This is a genomic window from Lysinibacillus sphaericus, from assembly GCF_006864135.1.
In the GTDB taxonomy this organism is placed as follows: Bacteria; Bacillota; Bacilli; order Bacillales_A; family Planococcaceae; genus Lysinibacillus.
In genome coordinates this window covers 1-22,505 of the sequence record NZ_SADV01000039.1, presented here as the reverse complement: position 1 = coordinate 22,505, position 22,505 = coordinate 1, and the positions used below count along the sequence as shown (strand labels likewise).

Here is a 22,505-nt window from a genome sequence, read left to right as displayed (position 1 = left end):
GGATTTTGTCGGATTTCATAAGTCCTCCGTATTATTAAAGTAAGGCAAGTCCTAAAAATTTTAATATTAGGAGGTACTAAGATTTTGAAGAAGAAATTTAGAATCAGTTTAGCCACTCAAATTTTAGTCGGTTTGATTTTAGGGATTATTATTGGTGGGATCTTTTACGGAAACCCCAAAATTGAAACATATCTACAACCTTTAGGTGATATTTTCCTTCATCTAATTAAAATGATTGTTGTACCGATTATTATTTCAACTTTAATCGTTGGTGTTGCTGGCACTGGAGATATGAAACAGCTTGGACGATTAGGCGGAAAATCGCTTATTTACTTCGAAATTATTACAACAGTAGCAATCGTCATTGGTTTACTTTCCGCAAACTTATTCCAACCAGGCGCGGGTATAAACATGAACGAGCTCTCTCAAGGAGATATTTCAAAATACGTTGCCACTACAGAAGAAGTACAGCATGAAGGACCATTTGATATTATTGTAGGCATTGTACCAACAAATATCATTCAGGCAATGTCTGAAGGTAATATGCTTGCGATCATCTTCTTCTCAGTTATTTTTGGTTTAGGGGTTGCTGCCATTGGCGAACGAGGAAGACCAGTATTAGACTTCTTCCAAGGGGTAGCAGATACTATGTTCTGGGTAACTAACCTTGTAATGAAATTCGCTCCAATTGGGGTATTTGGTTTAATTGGTGTAACCGTTTCCAAATATGGATTCGCTTCCCTAATACCACTTGGTAAACTCGCTATACTTGTTTATGCAACAATGCTATTCTTTATCTTTGTCGTTCTTGGTCTTGTGGCCAAATTTACAGGTATCAGTATCTTCTTCTTAATTAAAGTACTAAAAGATGAGCTGATTTTAGCGTTCTCAACAGCAAGTTCTGAAGCTGTGTTACCACGAATTATGATGAAAATGGAGAAACTAGGTGCTCCAAAGGATATCGTATCCTTTGTTATTCCAACCGGTTACTCCTTTAACTTAGATGGTTCTACACTGTACCAAGCTATTGCTGCATTATTTATTGCTCAAATGTACGGTATTCACCTAAGCATTGGTGAACAAATTACGTTAATGCTTGTATTAATGGTTACATCTAAAGGGATTGCAGGTGTTCCAGGAGTATCATTCGTTGTGCTTCTAGCAACTTTAGGTACTGTCGGCATTCCAATTGAAGGTTTAGCATTTATCGCAGGTATCGATCGTATTCTTGATATGGGACGTACAGTCGTTAACGTAATTGGTAACTCACTTGCATCTTTAGTTATGGCGAAATGGGAAGGCCGTTTCGATTCAGAGAAAATGAAAAATTACTTTAATGATAATAAAAATTTAGCATAAAAATTAAAAAAATCCTCACGATGTATGGATGGCATCGTGAGGGTTTTTTTATTTTTGATCACTGAAAGGAGTTAATACTTTATCTAAATAATTAATAATAGATTCTTTTCCATTTGCATGTGCCTCTTGAGCACGTACGTCATCTTTTTCAAGCTTTACCTCAGCGGCTGCCACAATACGCTCTGCATCTTCCTGTGGCACGACAACGACACCGTCCACATCCCCAATAATATAATCACCAGGGCGAACAGAAACGCCTCCAATAGCAATAGGAACATTTACTTGGCCACCGCCGTTTTTATTGCCAGCTGCTACCGTTGTGCCAAGTGAAAATACGGGAAAGTCTAGTTCACGAATAGCTGCAATATCACGAATAACACCATCAACGACAAAGCCCTGTACACCTATACCCTTCGCTAATGAAAGAACAAAATCACCAGCAACTGCACGATTGGTATTCCCTTTAGCGTCAATTACTAAAATATCCCCTTCTTGAGCAGCTCGAATGGCTTCCAATACTGCACCATTTTCGCCATCTGGTAAGCGTACTGTTACCGCGCGGCCAGCAATTTTATAATGATCTGCTAACGGTTTAATATCACTGCGTAAATTCGTATGTCCTCCTGTCACATCTGAAACTGCAGTCGTTGGCAAATGCTTAAAACTTACTTCCACTTTTGTCATCTATAACACCCCTATTATAATTTACGAAAGCTTTACACAATTATTGTAAATAAAACTCATCTACTATTTCAATATATTTCAGAAAATTATGTAATTTATGTCGCTACTAGCATTAATAATTGTTAAAAAGATCAATTATCTGTAATAAAGTTTTTAATTAAAAATCCTGTTTTTTCTTTAACTACCGGAGTAAATTGTATAAATAATATTTATAGCAAGACACACATAAACTTACTTTTATATAAAAATAAATATATTAAGTATAAGTTATGATGTATACATCAGCAAATAGGAGGCGATTGTTTTGAAAGGAGAATTTGGTGATTCGATTAAAAATAAGGTGTATGAACATAGGGTGTTAAGAAGAATGTCACAAAAGGAGTTAGCTGACGCTGTTGGAGTTTCTAAGCAAACTATCTTTGTAAAGGAAAAGAATAATTATTCCCCCACTAGTGTTAGCATATCGAATAGCCAACTTTTTTGAGGTTGATATACATGAAATATTCTCTTATGTACGAAAGGAAGATAATAATGATTGATTTATTAAACAATTGGATGTTAGAAAGTACTGATAATTTTAATATTGTTGTAGGAATTACAGCAATTCTATTACTAGGTTCTATAGTTATACTTTTCATCTTCAGTAGAAAAATTGGGCAACCCGATGAAAGAACGAATGCTATTTATCTTAAAATCATTTCATGTATGTTTACTACCCAAATTATTATGAATGCTATTTTTCTTTCATTAGTTGATAGTAATATTGAATACTTCCGTCAGTTCTTTCTACTACTTCAAGGGATTGTATTTTTAATTGGGGCAATTTATGCAATTAGATTATATAGAAAAGAAATTAAATAATCTTACATAGCTTAAATATTTATAAAATTTAACAAATTCATTAGAAAAGAATCCATTTTGATCAATCTTTTTTCAAAATGGATTCTTTTATTTATTTTAAAGTAGCACTACTTCATGACCCTGAAGAGCGGAAAAGTGAAGCTATAAAAAACGTGGCATGAAGTCGGCAAAAAATTACCCATGTTTTTTTAATAAATGTAATACTTCTTCCGATGTAGTAGCTACATGAACAAGTGACTTCTGTTCAGTTCGTATAAAACCTTCCTCCAGCATTTTCTGAAGTTGTTGTAAAAGCGCATCATAAAAATTATTTACATTATATAAAATTACAGGTTTTTCATGTAGTCCAATTTGTGCCCATGTAAACACTTCAAAATATTCATCCATTGTCCCTCCACCACCTGGTAAAGCTATAAAAGCATCTGCTAACTCTACCATTTTGGCTTTACGTACATGCATAGACTCAACAAAATGAAGCTCTGTTAACGAGGCATGTGCTATTTCCCGCTGCTGTAAATGAGTTGGCATCACGCCAATAACCTCTCCTCCAGCTTCTAATACTGCATCTGCAACTTTGCCCATCAGTCCTGTTTTCGAACCACCATAAACGACACCATGACCATTTTGAGCTAATACAGTCCCTAATTCGGCTGCTTTCTCTGCATAAATTGGGTTTATGCCTAAGCCAGAACCGCAATACACCGCTATTTTTATAACAATCCCTCCTACTCAAAAGACGTGACACAATAGGCTACATATTGTCTCACGTCTTTTGATCATTTATTTTCTTCAATTACTTTTTTCTGCACGTAGCTGCGCATTCGGTCATAAATTTTAGCATAGTCCATTTCCTATTTACGTAAATGGCTCGTTTGTTTTAGCATATGACTGATGCGGCTCACAATTGATTCAATTGCTTCAGGGTTTTTTAATAAATCATAATCATTAATATCCAAACGAAGAACTGGACATGAATTAAAATTATTGATCCAGTTCTCATAGCGGTCATGCATTTCAATCCAATAATCATTCGGTGTTTGTTGCTCCATTGTACGTCCACGCTCTTGAATACGACCAATTACAGCATCAATTGGCCCCTCTAAATAAACAAGTAAATCTGGATGTGGGAAATACGGTGTCATCACCATCGCATCAAATAAATTTGTATACGTCTCGTAATCCGTTGGGCTCATTGTACCTTTGTCATAATGCATCTTAGCAAAAATCCCTGTATCTTCGTAGATTGAACGGTCCTGAATAAACCCGCCGCCATATTCAAAGATTCGCTTCTGCTCCTTAAAACGCTCCGCTAAAAAATACACCTGTAAATGGAAGCTCCATTTTTCAAAGTCCTCATAAAATTTATCTAAATATGGGTTAGTATCCACCTTTTCAAATGAAGTACGGAAATTTAACGCTTCTGCCAACGCCTTTGTCATTGTTGACTTCCCTACACCAACCGTACCAGCGATTGTAATGACCGTTTGTGGAGGAATACCATATTTCTCTCTCAAATTCATTGTTGCAAGCTCCTTTGTTGTAACGTATCCTTTATTGTTTGTAAAACATATTTCAAATCATTCGGATTTTTTACGAAATCAAGCTGATCACCATTAAATCGAATAACAGGAATATCAGGATGCATATTCTCAAAGTGCTCGATAAAGGAATGATAATCTGCCACCAGTTGCTCCATGTAATCCCGTGAAATCATTTTTTCAAATTCACGACCACGCATCGCAATACGTTTCATCAATGTATCAACACTGGCATGTAAATAAACAACTACATTCGGTACAGGCATATCTTTCGTTAATATTTTATATATTTCCTCGTATTTATCATACTCAGCTGATGCCAATGTACGCTTTGCAAATATTAAATTTTTAAAAATATGGTAGTCCGCTACAACAGGTTTATCATCTGTTAAACGGAAATTTTTTATATCCGATAATTGTTTGTAGCGATTACATAGGAAGAACATTTCCGTCTGGAAACTCCACTCTTCTATGTTTTCATAAAACTTATTTAGAAAAGGGTTTTCGTCTACTATTTCTTTTAATAGATGGTAATTAAATGTCGCTGCAATCTCTTTAGATAAAGAGGTTTTACCAACACCAATCGGACCTTCTACCGTAACAAATGGAACCGTCACCAGAAGCTCCTCCTTTATGTTCTATGGATTCTATCGTCAATTACCCGTCTCTCGGGGTTTGTATTATATTGTAGCTATTGCTTCGCTTTCGCACAGATAAACAATGCGTCCGGAATCGGCTGAAAGAAGTTAAAAATAAATCAGTGTTTTTCATTGTATCATAGTGAGAAAGTGAAAAACAGAACCAAACTATTTCTCTATTAAAATAGGAGGCGAAAACCAATACCGTGACATCCGCTGAAATAAATAAAAAGTAGACCCACTCAAAGTGGATCTATCTTTACCCTTATAATTTAACTCGCTGCAAACGCAGTGCATTTAAAACGACAGATACGGAGCTAAAGGCCATCGCTGCACCTGCTACCCATGGAGCTAGTAAACCGATTGCGGCAATTGGAATACCTAATGTGTTGTAAGCGAATGCCCAGAATAAGTTTTGTTTAATGTTGCGCATTGTTTTACGACTCATGATGATAGCATCTGCAATACTGTTTAAATCGCCGCGAATCAGTGTAATATCCGCTGCTTCCATAGCAACATCTGTACCGGTACCAATCGCCATCCCAATAGTAGCTGTCGCAAGTGCCGGGGCATCATTAATGCCATCACCAACCATCGCTACTTTTTTACCTGTAGCTTGCAGTTTTTTCACTTCATTAGCTTTGCCCTCCGGAAGTACTTCGGCAATCACATGATTCACACCAACTTCTGCTCCAATTGCTTGTGCTGTACGTTCATTATCACCAGTCATCATAATTACAGTAATGCCCATCTCTTGTAGACGACTAACCGCTTCTTTTGAAGTATCTTTCACTGTATCAGCAACTGCTACTAGACCAGCATACTGACCGTTAATTGCAGCTAGCATTGCCGTTTTACCGTTTTCCTCCAATTGCTCCATTGTTGGTAGAATATCATCCATATGAATACTGTATTGTTGCATCAATTTACGTGTACCGATGATAACACCTTGACCAGAGACCGTCGCTTGCACACCGTAACCCGGTATTGCTTCAAAGAATTGAACATCTCCTAGGTTAATACCGCGATCAACTATCCCTTGAACAATTGCTTCTGCTAACGGATGCTCTGATTGCTTCTCTGCTGCACCAATCAACGATAAAAAGCGTGCTTCATCTTGATTTGCTGCTAGTATAACATCCGTTAATACAGGTTTGCCGTGTGTCACTGTACCTGTTTTATCAACAACTACTGTATCGATGCTTTGTGTCTGCTCTAAATGTTCTCCACCTTTAAATAAAATACCAAATTCCGCTGCACGACCAGAACCCGCCATAATAGAAGTTGGCGTTGCTAATCCAAGCGCGCATGGACAAGCGATAACGAGAACTGCAATTAAAACTTCAAGTGCAGGCGTAAATTCACCAGGTCGCACCCAAATAATCCAAATTAAAAACGTGACAAGTGCAATGCCAACAACGATTGGTACAAAAATACCTGAAATTTGATCTGCTAAGCGCTGGATTGGTGCTTTGGAGCCTTGTGCATCTTCTACAACTTTAATAATTTGTGCTAATGCTGTATCACGACCGACTTTAGTCGCCGTCATTTTAATGAAGCCATTTTTATTTATAGTAGAACCAAATAATAGGTCACCTTGCTTTTTATCAACAGGTAAACTTTCCCCTGTTAACATTGATTGATCTACAGCTGTTGTTCCTTCTAATACCTTACCATCAACAGGAATTTTTTCACCAGGCTTCACTAAAATAATGTCACCAATGACTACTTCTTCTAACGGTACTTCTTTCTCTACACCGTCACGAACAACAATGGCCGTTTTTGCCTGAAGGCCCATTAATTTCTTGATTGCTTCAGATGAGCGACCCTTTGCTTTTGCCTCAAATAATTTACCTAATAAAATTAAAGTAATTAATACGGCACTCGTTTCAAAATATAGGTGGGGGGCATGATGTGACCCCGCAGTAATAATTGCTTGATATACGCTATAAAAATACGCCGCAGATGTTCCCATTACTACAAGTACATCCATATTGGCACTACCATTGCGTAAAGCTTTGTAGGCTCCAACGTAAAATTGTTTCCCAATAATAAATTGAACAGGAGTAGCCAACACCATTTGCACCCATGGATTCGTTAAAAATTCAGGAACATATAAAAATGATGTAAATGAAAAATGTCCTACCATCGTCCACAGTAATGGTAATGAAAGAATGGCCGATAAAATAAATTTTTTCTGCTGTTGTTTGATGGCCAGCTCACGATGATCCACAGTTTCTTGCTCATCCGCCTTTTGATGAGCCTCATATCCTAATTTTTCAACCTTTGCAATAATATCTGCAATCGTCACCTCAGATGGGTTAAATTCTATAGTAGCTTTTTCGAGTGCTAAGTTAACGTTTGCAGAGGATACACCTGCTAGTTTATTTAAACCCTTCTCTATACGTGTAGCACAAGCTGCACATGTCATGCCCGTAATATTGAATTCTGTTTTTTGTTTCACGACACCATAACCAAGTGCTTCAATTTTCTTTTCAAAGTCTTCTTCGTTTAATTTTGTCGGATCATATTTAATGGATGATTTTTCAAGAGCTAAATTAACTGTCGCTTGTTCTACACCATCCATTTTATTTAAACCTTTTTCTATACGAGTCGCACAGGCTGCACATGTCATACCTGTAATTTGCAAATTTGCTTCTTTTATTTCCGAACTCATCATCATTTCTCCTCTCCACATACCAACACGGGGTATATTGAATTGAAAATAAGAGAGTGCTACAAGAGCACCCTATTTATATTATTTAACGTCATAGCCTTGATCATCGATCGTTTCTTTAATTTGGTCTAGAGATACTTGTGTTTCGTCAAATGCTACATCTACTAAACCTTCTGCTAAGTTTACTTTTACTTGTTCAACGCCAGTTAAGACGCCAACACTTTTTTCTACTGAGTTTACACAATGTCCACATGACATTCCTTGTACGTTTAAAGTTACGTTTTGCATAAATATCTCTCCTTTAATGTTAAGTACTGTATAGGGGTATATATTTCTTAAAAAAATTTACTTTTTCATTAACTTTTGAATAGTCACTACTAATTCATCTAACACTGCATCATCACCTTCTGATAGGCGATCTACTACACATCCCTTTAAATGACCTTCTAATAATATCTTTGCAACACTATTTAAAGCAGACTGTGTGGCAGACAGTTGCGTAATAATATCATCACAGTAAACGTCTTTGTCAATCATCCCTTTAATACCTCGGATTTGACCTTCAATTCGATTTAAACGAGTCGTTAAATCCTTTTTAACGCGTTCAGGATGATGACTTTTTCGGCACGAAGTAGCTTCCTCTGTATGACAAGCATCTTCTTTCACTTTATCCTCCATTTAATACACCTCCTACCTTACAATTTCATATTACCATACCCACGAAGGGTATGTAAAGCTGAAAATTTTTAGAATTTTTTAATGATGATGGTGATGATTTGACTGCTCATTTTTTATTGTACATAAAATGGAGTTATCATGCTTATGTGCTACTGTTTCCAATTGAATCGTTACGTGCTTTATGCCCTTATGCTCAAGATTATGTTCAATTTCTCGTAATATATGCTCACTATCCGCAATTTTTAGCTGGCCATCAACAACTGCATGACAAGAAAGTGCATTTGTTCCGCTTGTTATTGTCCAAATGTGTAAATCGTGAATGCTATGCACACTATCTGTCTGTACAATAGTTTGTATAATTTCTTCAACGTCTACGTTTGAAGGTGTTCCTTCCAAAAGAACATGAACAGCAGCCTTCGTTACATAGTAGCCGCTTCTCAATACTAATATTGCAACAATAGCACTCGCCAATGGATCAGCCCAGCCCCAACTAAAAAACATCATTAATAATGCGGCGACGATGGCCCCTACAGATCCAAGCATATCGCTTAATACGTGTAAAAAAGCTCCACGCATATTTAAATTATCTTGTGTATCACTGCCACGCATCATAATCCAAGCGACTAAAATATTGATTAAAAGACCGATTGTACTAATAATCAACATCCCTGTAGTTGCCACTTCTGGTGGATTTGCAAAACGTTTTATTGCTTCATAGAAAATGAATAAAGCAATAAAAATTAATGTCACACCGTTTAATACTGCTGCTAAAATTTCAAATCGTTTATAACCGTATGTTTTACTATAGCTTGCAGCCTTTTCTCCCAATATAAAGGCAAGTAAGGCTATTGCTAATGAAATGGCATCACTTAACATATGACCTGCATCGGATAAAAGAGCCAAACTATTTGTTAAATAGCCACCAATCGCTTCAACAATCATATAACTCGTAATAATAATAAATGATACTATTAAAACCTTTTTGTTTGCGCCATGTGTATGATCATGGCTGTGATCATGATTATGTCCCATGTTTTATCCCCCCATTATCTAGTTATGTGTAGCATGCTCAATAGCTTGCATCAACAAATTCATAATGTGATCATCATCTGTTGAATAATATAAAGTTGTACCTTCTCTTCTATATTTCACTAACCGTAAATTTTTCAAAAAACGCAATTGATGTGAAACTGTTGATTGACCTAAATCTAAAACCTTAGCAATATCGTTGACTGCATGTTCATCCGTACATAATAAATTTAAAATACGAATTCTTGTCGGATCACTTAATGCTTTAAATGTTTGAGACACGACAAATAGTGTTTCTTCGTCTAAATGTTGCTCTTTGTTATCCTGAACCTCTGTATTTCGTAATTTTTCATCCATTTAGTTTACTCCTAACCTTTTTATATTTATATATGAGAATGTGTTCATACATAAATATAAATAGTTTTTTTGGAAAAGTCAACGTTTTACGTTCTTACCGAATCCAGACGCGATTATGCCGAGACATACTTGATAGTAGCAATTGTCAATTAAGCAAGATACACTAAGTGATAAGGAGAGATCATAGTGGATATTTTTGAAACAGACCGATTGTTTATGAACAGTGCACTAGAAGAAGCTAAGAAAGCAGCTTTACTTGGAGAAGTGCCAATAGGGGCTGTGCTTGTATATGATGGAGAGATTATTGCACGAGCTCATAATTTACGAGAAACAACACAAAATGCAACGACGCATGCTGAATTAATGGTTATTCAAGATGCTTGTAAAAAAATAGGAAGTTGGCGTCTTGAAAAAACAACACTCTATGTGACACTTGAACCTTGCCCTATGTGTGCAGGTGCAATTTTGCAATCTCGTGTGCCGCGTGTCGTATATGGTGCAAGGGATATAAAAGCAGGCTGTGTAGATTCACTCTATCGATTATTAAACGATGCACGCTTTAACCATGAATGCGAAGTAACTGAAGGAATTTTAGCTGAGGAATGCGGACAAATCTTAACCGATTTTTTCCGAGTATTACGTGAACGAAAAAAAGCAGAGAAAAAAGCACGACAAGCTTTAGTTGTTGAAAATGAAAAATTTTAAAAATTTCACATAGAGAAGAAGGTGTCTCAGATTGAGGCACCTTCTTTTCTATAATTAGGGGATAGCATATATGAAATATATTGTATTAGCGATAACATTATTCATAACAATAATGTTTTTAAATACGCAGTCTAAAAAATGGAAAAAGCGATATAGCAAGTACATTACTGACTAACAAATTTCAATACACATAAACCATTGACATGTATAAACTGAAAAGGGAGAATATAACTAGTAATAATTTAATTTAAAAGGTAATTAATAGGGAGGTAATGTTTCAATGCCTATTTTTGATAGAGTGAAGTTTGATGGTTTACGCTCACGCGATTGGTTAATCTACAAGCATCCGAATGAAAAGCTAGTGTTAGGTACTACACTTATCGTCAACGAAGGTCAAGTAGCCATTTTTGTAAAGGGTGGGCAAATATGTGATGTATTTAATTCAGGCACACATGTTTTATCAACCAATAACTTACCATTACTTCACCATGTTGTGAATTTTGCTTATGGAGGGGACACACCTTTTTCAGCAGAAATCTACTTTATAAATCTAACGGTAAAATTAGATTTATATTGGGGAACCTCTGATCCTATTCAACTAATTGACCCAAAATACTTTGTAAAATTACGTATACGAGCATTTGGACAATTGGCTCTTCGCCTTGATGACTATTTATTATTCTTTACAGAAGTTATAGGCTCTATGAATAAAGATGATATTGTTAGTTTCGAAAAAGTACAAGATTACTTTAAAGGTTCTCTTATTACATCCATAAAAACTGAACTTGCAAATAAAATTATTAATGAGAAAATCTCTGCACTAGAAATAACAACAGAGCTTCATAATATTTCAAATAGTTTAAAAGAAAAAATATCTGAAGAATTCAATGCGTATGGTTTTATAATGGCCCATTTCCATATTCAATCAATTAATTTCCCAGAGGAAGATTTCAATAAAATAAATGAAATTTTACAAGATAAAGCTAAGTTCGAAATTATGGGTGACAATCGTTATGTAACACAACGTAGCTTTGATATTTATGAATCTGCTGCATCAAATGACAATGGAGTAGCTGGGTTATTTGCTACAAGTGGAGTTGGCTTAGGCGTAGGGCAAGGTATGGTGACTATGATGAATCAACAAGTACAACAGCCTAGCAATAATGTTACACATAAAATATGTCCTTCTTGCCATGGTAATATCTTATCTACTAGTAAATTTTGCAACTTATGTGGTGAAAATTTAACGCTAAAGGTCATTACATGTCATTCTTGTCAGAGTGAAAACGAGGAATCATCAAAATTCTGTTCTTCTTGCGGAACTAGTTTACACAAGCCTGTTTGTTCATGTGGACAAGAACTAGATGTTACTTCGAAATTTTGTAATAACTGCGGTACTCCAGTCGAATCAATTCAATAGATAATCATAACAGTGTAGTTAAAAACGATACATCGGAAAATGTAAATTAAACAAATATCATTGATTAGGAGATATTGACATGAAAAATATCGAATGTCCACAATGTGGTGCAGCGGCTGATGTCACATTAGCTCAATGTAAATATTGTGGTGAAAAATTCAATTTTCAAAAAGAACAGCAAATTGTGCAACAACCAGTTTATCAACAGCAATCACAGCCTGTATATCAAACACAGCCCCAATATTCAGCTCCTATGTTTGATGGCATCGATCCTTCTTGGCCTATAAAAAATAAAACAGTCGCAGGGGTACTAGCTATCTTTTTAGGTGGAATCGGAATCCATAAATTTTACTTAGGGAAAATTGGACAAGGTATATTGTACCTCATCTTCTTCTGGACATATATTCCGGCCCTTATAGGCTTTATAGAAGGCGTTATTTACTTGCTTTCTAACGAGCATAACTTCTCTGTGAAACATCGGGTTCGACCTCGCTAACCTACTTTTTTAAAAAAGAAAAACTACTGTAGAGAATTAGATATTTTCAACAGTAGTTTTTTCTTTTAGTTGCTTTGTTTTCGACTCGGTTTACTTTGGAGCGATTACTTCTTTTCCACCCATATATGGTCTTAATACTTCAGGAATTACTACGCTTCCGTCAGCTTGCTGATAATTTTCTAGGATTGCTGCTACTGTACGGCCGATTGCAAGACCTGAGCCGTTTAATGTGTGTACATACTCTGGTTTTGCATTTGGCTCACGACGGAAGCGAATATTTGCTCGACGTGCTTGGAAATCTTCAAAGTTAGAGCATGAAGAGATTTCGCGGTACATATTTTGAGCTGGAATCCAAACTTCTAAATCGTACTTTTTCGCTGCAGTAAAGCCTAAATCAGCTGTACACATTTTTAGTTTGCGGTATGGTAATCCTAATAATTGTAGTACTTTCTCTGCATGACCTGTTAATAGTTCTAGCTGTTCATAAGATTCTTCTGGTTTAACAAAGCGTACTAATTCTACTTTGTTGAATTGGTGTTGGCGAATTAAACCACGTGTATCGCGTCCCGCAGAACCTGCTTCTGAACGGAAGCATGCACTATATGCTGCAAAGCCATGTGGTAATGCTTCAGCTGGTAAAATTTCATCACGGTAGAAGTTTGTTACAGGTACTTCTGCTGTTGGAATCATGAAATAATCTGTGTCAACTAACTTAAAGACATCTTCTTCAAATTTAGGTAGTTGTCCTGTCCCTGTTAAGCTATCACGATTGACAATTACAGGTGGTAACATTTCTTCATAACCATGTTCTTCTGCATGTAAGTCCATCATAAACGTCATTAATGCACGTTCTAAACGAGCGCCAAGACCACGATAGAATAAGAAACGACTACCAGTCACTTTTGCACCACGTTCAAAGTCAACAATTTGTAAGTCTGTAGCGATATCCCAGTGTGCTTTAATGTCAAAATCAAATGTTGGTACCTCACCCCAAGTATATTCCTCCACATTATCGTCCTCTGTTGTGCCAACTGGTACAGATTCATGTGGAACGTTTGGTAAACGCATCATCATATCGTTAAAGCGTTCTTCTACATCATTTAATTGAACATCTAGCTCTTTAATTTCATCGCCAACTTGACGCATACGTGCAATTACTTCATCCGCATTTTCTTTATTACGCTTCATAATAGAAATTTGCTCAGATACTTTATTGCGCTCAGCTTTAAGCTCTTCTGTTTTTGCAATTAATTCACGACGCTTTGCATCTAATTGCTCAAAATCGTCTAAGTTTCCTAAATCCTCATTACGTGTTAATAGCATTTCTTTAATTTCCGCGAAATTATCGCGCACGCGTTTAATATCTAACATCGTCATACCTCCAGTAGATTCTTAATGATGGGAAAATAGTTAGTAAAAACACAAAAAAGCCCTCATCCCCAAAAGGGACGAGAGCTACCCGCGTTGCCACCCTAATTGATTAGACATATTGTACTTTGTCTAATCCACTTATTTCATAACGGCATTTCAGCCGGCGACAGCCTACTTCATTAACTTCGACTGCGCAACTCCAGGACGGATTCACAAGTGCTTTTATCAGCTTCCACCACCCGCTGACTCTCTAAAAAAAACGTGCTTGCTACTACTTCCCATCATCGTGTTCAGTTATTTAAATTTTATCCATACTGTACTATATGAAGTGAAAATTTGCAAGTCATACCATAGAAGATACAAAATATTCTAGAATTCGTGCATCTGACGTTAATTCTGGATGGAAGGAACATCCTAAGAAATGGTCGTCCTTTGCTAACACGATCTTGCCTTCATGCTCCGCTAATATTTCAACACCTTCACCTACGGAAACAATATGTGGCGCACGTATAAAGACTGCCGGAATAGCAGCACCTATTTCCGGTATGTCGAGCTTCACTTCAAAGCTATCTACCTGACGTCCATAAGAATTCCGTGCAACTACCACATCCATTACTGCTAAATGTGATTCATAATCCACTAATTCCTTTGCTAATAAAATCAATCCTGCACATGTTCCAAACATCGGTAAACCTTGCTTTGCTAGTGTGCGAATTGGCTCTAATAGCTCGTAGCGATTCAGCAATTTGCGCATCGTTGTGCTTTCTCCACCAGGCAAGACAAGTCCATCAAGCTTCTCTAAATCACTTCTTTGTTTTACTAAAACAGCTTCGCATCCGAGAGACTCTAACATTTGCACATGCTCTCTTACCGCTCCCTGTAATGCTAAAACACCGATTCGCTTCATTTTACCAGCCTCGCTCTTGCATACGCTCATTTTGACTAAGCTGTGCAATATCGATGCCTTTCATCGGAACACCTAGCTCTTTTGAAATTTCAGCAATTAACTTGTAGTCCTTATAATGCGTAGTAGCCTCAACAATTGCACGAGCAAATTTCTCTGGGTTCTCTGATTTAAAAATACCAGAACCAACAAATACACCATCTGCTCCAAGCTCCATCATTAATGCTGCATCCGCTGGCGTAGCAACCCCACCTGCTGCGAAATTCACTACTGGTAAACGGCCAAGATGCTTAATTTCTCTTAATAATTCAAAAGGAGCACCGAGCAATTTAGCCTCGGTCATTAATTCATCCTCTGTCATACCAACTACCTTACGTACTTGCGCATTTACTTTACGCATATGACGAACTGCCTCAACAATATTACCTGTCCCTGGTTCCCCTTTAGTTCGTAGCATAGAAGCTCCCTCACCAATGCGTCGAGCAGCTTCGCCTAAATCACGACACCCACAAACAAAGGGCACTGTGTAATCACTTTTTAATAAATGAAACTCTTCATCTGCTGGCGTTAATACTTCACTTTCATCAATATAATCGACACCCATTGCTTCTAACACTCTTGCTTCTACAATATGTCCAATACGTGCTTTAGCCATTACAGGAATGGATACTGCCCCCAATACCTCCTCGACAATACGAGGATCAGCCATACGTGCAACACCACCCGCCTTGCGAATGTCTGATGGTACTCGCTCTAATGCCATAACAGCTACAGCTCCTGCCGCTTCCGCAATTTTCGCCTGTTCTGCATTAATAACATCCATAATGACGCCACCCTTTTGCATTTCCGCCATCCCGCGCTTAACTAACTCTGTACCTGTTTGTTTCATGATTTCTTACCTCCACCTTTATGATGAAATTTAGTATAATTGAAATTGACCATATAAAAATATCCAGTTTATAAAATAATCGTAAGGTCAGGAGAATTAATGCACATGGACATGCTATTATTCCAACTAGAAAAAAATGGTGAAAAACCGCTCTACGATCAGCTTTATCGCGGCATTAAAGAAGCTATTATTACAAATAAAATAGCAGTAGGAGAAAAATTACCATCAAAAAGAAAATTAGCCGATTTTTTGAATATTTCACAAACAACAATTGAAATTGCCTATGCACAGCTACTTGCTGAAGGGTATATTATGTCTAAATCCCGTGTCGGTTATTTTGTAGAGGAAATTGACGAGCTTCCGTATATTCAGCAGGACACAATAACTTCCTTAAATGAACAACCTAAGAAAAAATTGTACAAGATAGATTTTAATCCTGGTTCGATCGATATTGATGCCTTCCCTTTTCAGACATGGCGAAAATATGCGAAAGAGCTCTTTGATGATGCCTCAAAGGAATTGTTATTAACAGGTGAGCCTCAGGGAGAACTATCTTTGCGAACAGAGATTGCTAATTATTTATTTCAATCACGCGGGGTTGTTTGTAGTCCCGAGCAAATTGTCATCGGTTCAGGAACAGAACAGCTTCTACCAATGATTTTGCGCCTCTTTAGTGACAATACTTGTTTTGCCCTTGAAAACCCTGGATATCCAGCTGTGCATCGTATGTTTTCCCAACATAAGCGAAAGGTTTATCCAATTGCAGTCGATGATGAAGGAATTGTCATTCATGAGCTCGAAAAAACTAGCGCTGACGTTGTTTATATCACACCATCTCACCAATTCCCTACAGGAGCAGTATTATCGGCTACAAGACGTGCACAGGCTTTAAATTGGGCCTCACAAAGCTCCTCTCGATACATTATTGAAGATGATTATGATTCTGAATTTCGTTATACTGGAAAACCAATTCCTGCACTTCATGCATTAGATCGAAATGATAAAGTAATTTATATGAGTACATTTACAAAATCATTAATGCCGTCCTTGCGCGTCGCTTATTTTGTACTTCCACCAAAATTACTTGCTGCTTATAATGACGTATTTAATTACTATTCATCGACAGTACCTCGTTTCGATCAACATATTGTAGCTAATTTTATGCGGGACGGCCATTTTGCTAAGCATTTAAATCGCATGAGAAAGATATATCGAAAAAAGCATGAAAAACTTACTTCTATTTTAGAAAACTATTCTAATCAAATTAACATTACTGGTGAGCAAGCAGGCATGCATATTTTACTCGATGTACAACATACTTTGTCTGAAAAGCAATTACAGCAGTTTGCTTCCAATGCGGAAATCAGAATCTATCCACTCTCTGATTATCGCTTGGATCACTCTTCACCCTTAAAAGCTCAATTTTTACTAGGCTTTGGAGGCATACCTGTACATGAAATTGAACCTTCTATCGAAAAGCTAATGAACTGTTGGGATATACAGAAAAAAAACCAATCAACCTCACGTTAAAAGGTTGACTGGTTTTTCTTTGATATTATGATTCTATTAGCTGAATATTATAAAGCTCAAACCATGTATGAATTTGACCCAGATAAGCTAAAAGCTGTGGACCTGCCATTAATTGTCCATACCAAGGAACTTTGAAAGAACTGCCACCCGATTCAATGAGCTCTATTAGTTTCTGTCGTTCAAATAATTCATGAAGAATTGAATTTTTGTCCTCCATTATGCCTCTGAGCCATTTTTGAACGCCCGCTGTATAAACTGGATGATACGTTTTAGGATACGGGTTCTTTTTCCGATATAAAACTTCTTCTGGCAATAAATGCTGCATTGCTTTACGAAGTAAACCCTTTTCCATACCGTTTAAATTTTTCATTTCCCAAGGAATATTCCACGTATATTCTACAAGACGATGATCTGCAAACGGCACACGGACTTCAAGACTCGCCCCCATGCTCATTCGGTCTTTTCGTTCCAGCAATGTTTGCATAAACCATACCATATTCAAATAAAACATTTCTCGTTGCCTTACTTCCTCAATACTCTCCCCATCAAGATAGGGTACTTCAGCAATTGTCTCCGAAAAAGCCTGTTGCGCATATGATTCAACTTTTAATTTCTTACGCCATCGCTCTTGTAACATTGTTGATCTTTCAGACAATGAACGAATCCATGGAAAACCTGTAGTCGTTTCTGTAAACCATGGATAACCACCGAAAATTTCATCTGCACATTCACCTGATAGCGCAACGGTAAAATCCTTTTTAATTTCTCGACAAAACCATAATAACGATGAGTCAACATCTGCCATTCCTGGTGAATCTCTAACGATGACAGATTCTACTAAGCAATTGATTAATTGCTGCTGAGAAATTTCTTCAGCATGGTGTGTTGTACTAAAGGTATCTGTCATTTTTTGAATCCAATACGTGTCCGTGGATGTTTGAAAAGCATGTGGATTAAAAAAACGTTCATTATCCTCGTAGTCTATAGAGTACGTATGAAGTTTGCCTTTATTTTGTTGCTGAAACATGGTTGCAGCAATTCCCGTAATAATACTGGAATCTAATCCTCCTGAAAGTAATGTACAGATTGGTACGTCTGAAACAAGCTGTCGTTCAATAGCATCCGTTAGTAAAAAACGGACATGATCGATTGTCTCCTCTAATGACTCTTCATGATGTTTACTCTGTAACTGCCAATACTGCCAAACGCGTATACCCTCTCTAGAAAAACGCATTGCATATCCTGGACGTAACTCATTAATATTCTGAAAAGGTGACTTTCCGGGCGTTCTAGACGGTCCTACAGCCATAATATTTGCTAGCCCTTCCGTATTAACGGTTGTTTTAATCAATGGATGAGCTAATAATGCTTTCACTTCGGATGCAAAAAGTAAGCCGTCTTGTTGTTCTGTGTAAAATAAAGGCTTTACACCTAATCTGTCTCGGCATAAAAACAGAGATTGTGATTGTTCATCCCATACACCAAAAGCGAAAATTCCATTTAAAAAATCAACACACTGCTCTTTCCATTCAATATAAGCAGTTAATAATACTTCCGTATCTGAATGTGTTGTAAAAAGATGCCCTCTCTTTTGCAGCTCTTTTCTTAGTTCTTCTGTATTATATAGCTCGCCATTATATGTAATGACATAGTTTGCACCATCGTGTACTTTTTTCATCGGTTGCTTCCCACCGATTAAATCTATGACGGCTAGCCGACGATGACCAAATGCAATATGCTCACTACACCAAATATTTTCATCATCTGGCCCTCGTTTATTTAACGTTTGCGTCATTAACTTTAGAATGTCATTAGTTGTTCTTAAATCCTTTTGAAAGCTAGCCCATCCTGTAATGCCACACATTTAGCCACATCCTTTCGCCTAATAGCGTATGCAGTAAAGCGTAAAAATGTGAAAAAGGAACACGTAGATGTTTTAAAAACATCTACGTGTTCCTTTTATTAATTATTATCAATTAGGCCTCGGCATAATTGTGTCTGGAACTGGAAGGTAACTTAAACCCGCATTCATCTCCGTCTATAGAGGTGGAGACTTCTACTGAAATAAGTTAAAATAAGCCACCAACAAAGTCAGTAATGCCACCCCATAAGTTTCCGAAGAAGCTACCAACACCTTGGAAGAATAATGAGATACCGCTAGCGCGCTCCACAGCCTCTGTTGTAACAACATCGGCTTTAAGGTCCTTACCGTCAATAAAACCGTAATCTGTGCCCTCTGAGCGTTCAATAACTAACTTTCCGACAACTGTATCCTTCTTAACATCTGCTTCAAGACTCTTTTTATCTAAAACTAGTTTAGGTTTATATAAATCTTTCTCAGATGACTTAACCATAAATGAAACTGGTTCTTTAACAGCAATCGCTACTTTGTTTTCTTTACCTTTCGTAACTTTTACTGTTTCTTGATCTTTAAACTTATAGTTCGCTGGAATAATTTCTTGTTTTGAGAATTGTGAGAAACCATAATTAAATAATTTTGCAGTTGCATCAAAACGAGCTTTATATGAACCTTGTCCATTTGCATCTACAGCCTTCATAACAACAGCAATTAAACGTGTACCGTTGCGTTCAGCGGTACCTGTGAAGCAATGACCAGCAAAATCTGTTGTTCCTGTTTTTAAACCGTCAACGCCTTCATATTGGAACACCAATCCTGGCAACATAAAGTTCCAGTTTTCCATGTTAATTGCATCTTTTGTACCTTCACGGAACGTCTTTTTTGTAATTTTAGACGTTTTTAATACATCAGGATGATCTTTTAGTAAATGATATGCTAATTTAGCTACAGATTTAGCAGGCATTACGTTTTCATCATTTGGTCCAGTACCTGCTGGATGCATACCAAATAGATTTGCATTGTTAAGACCAGAAGAGTTTACGAATTTATAGTCTTTAAGACCAAGCTCTTCTGCTTTTTTATTCATTAGTTTTAAAAAATCAGTTTCAGTACCTGCAATTGTTTCTGCTATAGCAACTGTTGCAGCATTTGCAGAGTAAATTGCCATTGCCTCATATAATTCACGAATTGTGTAAGATCCATCTCTACGCAATGGTACATTACTTAACGCACGATCTTGAGACATTTTATACGTATAATCAGTTACATGATATTCCTGATCCCACTTAACTGTACCTGCTTCAATTGCGTCCAATAACAGGTATTCAGTCATCATTTTTGTCATACTCGCAATACCTAGTGAAGTATCTGCATTTTGTTCATATAAAATTTTTCCTGAATCTGCGTCAATTAAAATTGCAGCATCCACGTGTAGTCCTAAATCTGTTTCTGCATTTGCCTTCGCTGGAATACCTGCTAAAACACTAAATAACAAAACAGGAATTAGGAGTAAGCGTATAACAGTGTTTATTGTCTTTTTCACCTTTAAAGCCCTCCAAAAAATATTCTTGTCCTCGACATTTTATCATATATAGTAATGTCCGTGCGCACTCTCTATCATAAAAAAATGCTCTCGTGTCATCTTTGTAGACGATTCGAGAGCATAAAAGTTGCTAGTAATATATTACATCGAATAGTTTGGTGATTCTTTTGTGATTTGTACATCATGTGGATGTGATTCACGTAGACCTGCACCTGTCATACGAATAAATTGAGCATTTTCACGTAAGTACTCAAGGTTAGCTGAACCGCAATAGCCCATACCTGCACGAATACCACCGATTAGTTGATAAATTGTATCTGCTAGTGGTCCTTTGTATGGAAGGCGTCCTTCAATACCCTCTGGTACTAATTTTTTCGCATCCTCTTGGAAGTATCGATCTTTTGAACCTTTTTCCATAGCTCCAATTGAACCCATACCACGGTAAACCTTAAAGCGACGACCTTGGAAAATTTCAGTTTCACCAGGAGATTCAGAAGTACCTGCAAGAAGTGAACCAAGCATTACAACGTTACCACCAGCTGCTAGAGCTTTAACGATGTCTCCTGAGTATTTAATGCCTCCATCAGCAATAATTGCTTTACCAAGCTCACGCGCTACTGTCGCACAGTCGTAAACAGCTGTAATTTGTGGTACACCAACACCTGCTACGACACGAGTAGTACAAATAGATCCTGGGCCAATACCAACTTTTACTACATCTGCTCCAGCTTCAAATAATGAACGTGCACCTTCAGCAGTTGCCACGTTACCAGCGATAATTTCAAGCTCTGGATAAGATTCACGGATAGAGCGAATTGTTTGTAATACACCCTCAGAATGACCGTGAGCTGTATCGATTACTACGATGTCTACTTGTGCTTCAACAAGCTTTTCAATACGTATCATCGTATCTTTTGAAACACCAACTGCTGCCCCTACTAATAAGCGACCATGTATGTCTTTAGCAGCGTTAGGGAACTCAATTACCTTCTCAATATCCTTAATTGTAATTAAGCCAGTTAATTTACCTTCTTCATCTACAATTGGTAACTTTTCGATTTTATATTGTTGAAGAATCTTTTCAGCATCCTCTAGAGTCGTTCCAACAGGAGCTGTAATTAAATCTTCTTTTGTCATAACTTCTTCAATTTTTAAAGAATAGTCGGAAATGAAACGTAAGTCGCGGTTTGTAATGATCCCTACTAGCTTTTGGTTTTCCATACTATCAACAATTGGTACACCAGAAATTCGGTATTTACCCATTAAATGCTCAGCATCGAAAACTTGGTGAGTCGGAGTTAAGAAGAATGGGTTAGTAATAACACCATTTTCAGAACGTTTTACTTTTTCTACTTGCTCAGCTTGCTCATCAATCGACATGTTCTTATGGATAATACCGATACCACCTTGACGTGCCATAGCAATTGCCATTTTAGACTCTGTAACTGTATCCATGCCTGCGCTGATCATTGGAATATTTAATTTAATCTTCGGTGTTAGTTGAACTGATAAATCAACATCTTTCGGTAATACTTCTGAATGCGCTGGTACTAATAATACATCATCAAAAGTTAAACCTTCTTTGGCAAATTTAGTTTCCCACATTTCGTAACGTCCTCCTATAGTTAAAAGAATATTAATTGTAAGATTAACAACGTGCTAAGCTACTGTCAAGAAACTTATAAAAGAAAGACAATTCAGATTTTTCGATGTGGTAACTCTGATAGTCTTTTCGCCCTTTTTTCACTAAGTAAAATATAGGCTTTTTTAATTTCTTCTACATTTAGAATAGATAATAGTTAAGCTCTGTCTTATTTTAGGCAAGTTTTGCTGAATTATTAAGGTTTTTTATAAAAAAACAAACAGTCAGCACTCAGCTGACTGTTTACATTGCCTAGCGACGTCCTACTCTCACAGGGGGAAGCCCCCAACTACCATCGGCGCTAAAGAGCTTAACTTCCGTGTTCG

At 37.0% G+C, this 22,505-nt stretch carries 21 protein-coding genes, 1 rRNA gene, 1 pseudogene and 1 other annotated feature; of the genes and pseudogenes, 7 read left to right on the top strand and 16 right to left on the bottom strand.

Translation table 11 applies throughout. The features are described 5' to 3' along the window. The first annotated feature begins 84 nt into the window (after window positions 1-84). Window positions 85-1,359, top strand: a complete 1,275-nt coding sequence (locus tag C7Y47_RS23700) for a cation:dicarboxylate symporter family transporter (protein ID WP_142510996.1) — start codon at window positions 85-87, stop codon at window positions 1,357-1,359. Between the two features lie 48 nt (window positions 1,360-1,407). Here the strand turns inward: C7Y47_RS23700 and C7Y47_RS23695 are convergent, their stop codons facing one another. Continuing rightward, window positions 1,408-2,043 (bottom strand): RraA family protein, encoded by a 636-nt coding sequence (locus C7Y47_RS23695; protein ID WP_142510995.1) that lies wholly within the window; start codon window positions 2,041-2,043, stop codon window positions 1,408-1,410. 304 nt (window positions 2,044-2,347) lie between these two features. Here C7Y47_RS23695 and C7Y47_RS23690 point away from each other — a divergent pair. Both C7Y47_RS23690 and C7Y47_RS23685 read left to right on the top strand, forming a co-directional pair. Then, window positions 2,348-2,582: pseudogene (locus C7Y47_RS23690) on the top strand (helix-turn-helix transcriptional regulator). Next, window positions 2,575-2,904 carry a 6-aminohexanoate hydrolase gene (locus tag C7Y47_RS23685; RefSeq protein ID WP_142510994.1) on the top strand — a complete coding sequence of 110 codons (330 nt, stop codon included), beginning with the start codon at window positions 2,575-2,577 and terminating at the stop codon, window positions 2,902-2,904. Before C7Y47_RS23690 ends, C7Y47_RS23685 begins: the two are co-directional and overlap by 8 nt. Window positions 2,905-3,078: 174 nt before the next feature. Here C7Y47_RS23685 and C7Y47_RS23680 read toward each other — a convergent pair whose 3' ends face one another. The 8 genes from C7Y47_RS23680 to C7Y47_RS23645 form a co-directional block, all read right to left on the bottom strand. Next, complete coding sequence (locus C7Y47_RS23680; protein ID WP_142510993.1) at window positions 3,079-3,606, bottom strand: TIGR00730 family Rossman fold protein; 528 nt, start codon at window positions 3,604-3,606, stop codon at window positions 3,079-3,081. A gap of 149 nt (window positions 3,607-3,755) precedes the next feature. Then, on the bottom strand, window positions 3,756-4,424 hold the full coding sequence (locus C7Y47_RS23675) for a deoxynucleoside kinase (RefSeq protein ID WP_142510992.1): 669 nt from the start codon (window positions 4,422-4,424) through the stop codon (window positions 3,756-3,758). Then, on the bottom strand, window positions 4,421-5,059 hold the full coding sequence (locus C7Y47_RS23670; RefSeq protein ID WP_142510991.1) for a deoxynucleoside kinase: 639 nt from the start codon (window positions 5,057-5,059) through the stop codon (window positions 4,421-4,423). The genes C7Y47_RS23675 and C7Y47_RS23670 overlap by 4 nt, the downstream gene beginning before the upstream one ends. A 286-nt stretch (window positions 5,060-5,345) precedes the next feature. Beyond that, on the bottom strand, window positions 5,346-7,757 hold the full coding sequence (locus C7Y47_RS23665) for a heavy metal translocating P-type ATPase (protein WP_142511002.1): 2,412 nt from the start codon (window positions 7,755-7,757) through the stop codon (window positions 5,346-5,348). 81 nt (window positions 7,758-7,838) lie between these two features. Continuing rightward, window positions 7,839-8,045 carry a copper chaperone CopZ gene (copZ, locus tag C7Y47_RS23660; RefSeq protein WP_142510990.1) on the bottom strand — a complete coding sequence of 69 codons (207 nt, stop codon included), beginning with the start codon at window positions 8,043-8,045 and terminating at the stop codon, window positions 7,839-7,841. Window positions 8,046-8,102: 57 nt separating this feature from the next. Beyond that, entirely contained in the window at window positions 8,103-8,435 is a 333-nt protein-coding gene (locus C7Y47_RS23655) for a metal-sensitive transcriptional regulator (protein ID WP_142510989.1), read from the bottom strand. Between the two features lie 78 nt (window positions 8,436-8,513). Next, window positions 8,514-9,467, bottom strand: coding sequence for a cation diffusion facilitator family transporter (locus C7Y47_RS23650; protein ID WP_142510988.1), 954 nt, complete (start codon window positions 9,465-9,467; stop codon window positions 8,514-8,516). An 18-nt stretch (window positions 9,468-9,485) separates the two neighbouring features. Then, the gene (locus C7Y47_RS23645; RefSeq protein ID WP_142510987.1) at window positions 9,486-9,821 is read right to left on the bottom strand and encodes an ArsR/SmtB family transcription factor; all 336 of its coding nucleotides are present in this window, start codon (window positions 9,819-9,821) and stop codon (window positions 9,486-9,488) included. 186 nt (window positions 9,822-10,007) lie between these two features. Here C7Y47_RS23645 and tadA point away from each other — a divergent pair, with 186 nt between their 5' ends. The 3 genes from tadA (at window position 10,008) to C7Y47_RS25940 (ending at window position 12,442) form a co-directional block, all read left to right on the top strand. Continuing rightward, window positions 10,008-10,526: a tRNA adenosine(34) deaminase TadA gene (gene tadA, locus C7Y47_RS23640; RefSeq protein ID WP_185903592.1), complete on the top strand. Its 519-nt coding sequence runs from the start codon at window positions 10,008-10,010 to the stop codon at window positions 10,524-10,526. 280 nt (window positions 10,527-10,806) lie between these two features. Continuing rightward, window positions 10,807-11,946, top strand: a complete 1,140-nt coding sequence (locus C7Y47_RS23635) for an SPFH domain-containing protein (protein WP_142510986.1) — start codon at window positions 10,807-10,809, stop codon at window positions 11,944-11,946. A gap of 253 nt (window positions 11,947-12,199) precedes the next feature. Further along, window positions 12,200-12,442, top strand: a complete 243-nt coding sequence (locus tag C7Y47_RS25940) for a TM2 domain-containing protein (RefSeq protein ID WP_255505312.1) — start codon at window positions 12,200-12,202, stop codon at window positions 12,440-12,442. Window positions 12,443-12,532: 90 nt separating this feature from the next. On the opposite strand, the gene serS is transcribed toward C7Y47_RS25940, so the two are convergent. From serS to pdxS, 3 genes are all read right to left on the bottom strand, one after another. Continuing rightward, the gene (serS, locus tag C7Y47_RS23625; RefSeq protein WP_142510984.1) at window positions 12,533-13,813 is read right to left on the bottom strand and encodes a serine--tRNA ligase; all 1,281 of its coding nucleotides are present in this window, start codon (window positions 13,811-13,813) and stop codon (window positions 12,533-12,535) included. A gap of 70 nt (window positions 13,814-13,883) precedes the next feature. Beyond that, window positions 13,884-14,107: a binding site (T-box leader), on the bottom strand. 49 nt (window positions 14,108-14,156) lie between these two features. Then, a complete protein-coding gene (gene pdxT / locus C7Y47_RS23620; protein ID WP_142510983.1) occupies window positions 14,157-14,720 on the bottom strand; it encodes a pyridoxal 5'-phosphate synthase glutaminase subunit PdxT in 564 nt (187 codons plus the stop codon). Window position 14,721: 1 nt separating this feature from the next. Beyond that, window positions 14,722-15,606: a pyridoxal 5'-phosphate synthase lyase subunit PdxS gene (gene pdxS / locus C7Y47_RS23615; protein WP_142510982.1), complete on the bottom strand. Its 885-nt coding sequence runs from the start codon at window positions 15,604-15,606 to the stop codon at window positions 14,722-14,724. Window positions 15,607-15,711: 105 nt separating this feature from the next. Here pdxS and C7Y47_RS23610 point away from each other — a divergent pair, with 105 nt between their 5' ends. Next, the gene (locus C7Y47_RS23610) at window positions 15,712-17,136 is read left to right on the top strand and encodes a PLP-dependent aminotransferase family protein (RefSeq protein ID WP_142510981.1); all 1,425 of its coding nucleotides are present in this window, start codon (window positions 15,712-15,714) and stop codon (window positions 17,134-17,136) included. A 25-nt stretch (window positions 17,137-17,161) separates the two neighbouring features. Here the strand turns inward: C7Y47_RS23610 and asnB are convergent, their stop codons facing one another. The 4 genes from asnB to rrf form a co-directional block, all read right to left on the bottom strand. Beyond that, complete coding sequence (asnB, locus tag C7Y47_RS23605) at window positions 17,162-19,000, bottom strand: asparagine synthase (glutamine-hydrolyzing) (RefSeq protein ID WP_142510980.1); 1,839 nt, start codon at window positions 18,998-19,000, stop codon at window positions 17,162-17,164. Between the two features lie 205 nt (window positions 19,001-19,205). Next, on the bottom strand, window positions 19,206-20,537 hold the full coding sequence (locus tag C7Y47_RS23600) for a D-alanyl-D-alanine carboxypeptidase family protein (protein WP_142510979.1): 1,332 nt from the start codon (window positions 20,535-20,537) through the stop codon (window positions 19,206-19,208). Window positions 20,538-20,678: 141 nt separating this feature from the next. Continuing rightward, complete coding sequence (guaB, locus tag C7Y47_RS23595) at window positions 20,679-22,142, bottom strand: IMP dehydrogenase (protein WP_142510978.1); 1,464 nt, start codon at window positions 22,140-22,142, stop codon at window positions 20,679-20,681. Window positions 22,143-22,429: 287 nt separating this feature from the next. After that, window positions 22,430-22,505 (bottom strand): 5S ribosomal RNA (gene rrf / locus C7Y47_RS26350); the annotation flags it as partial.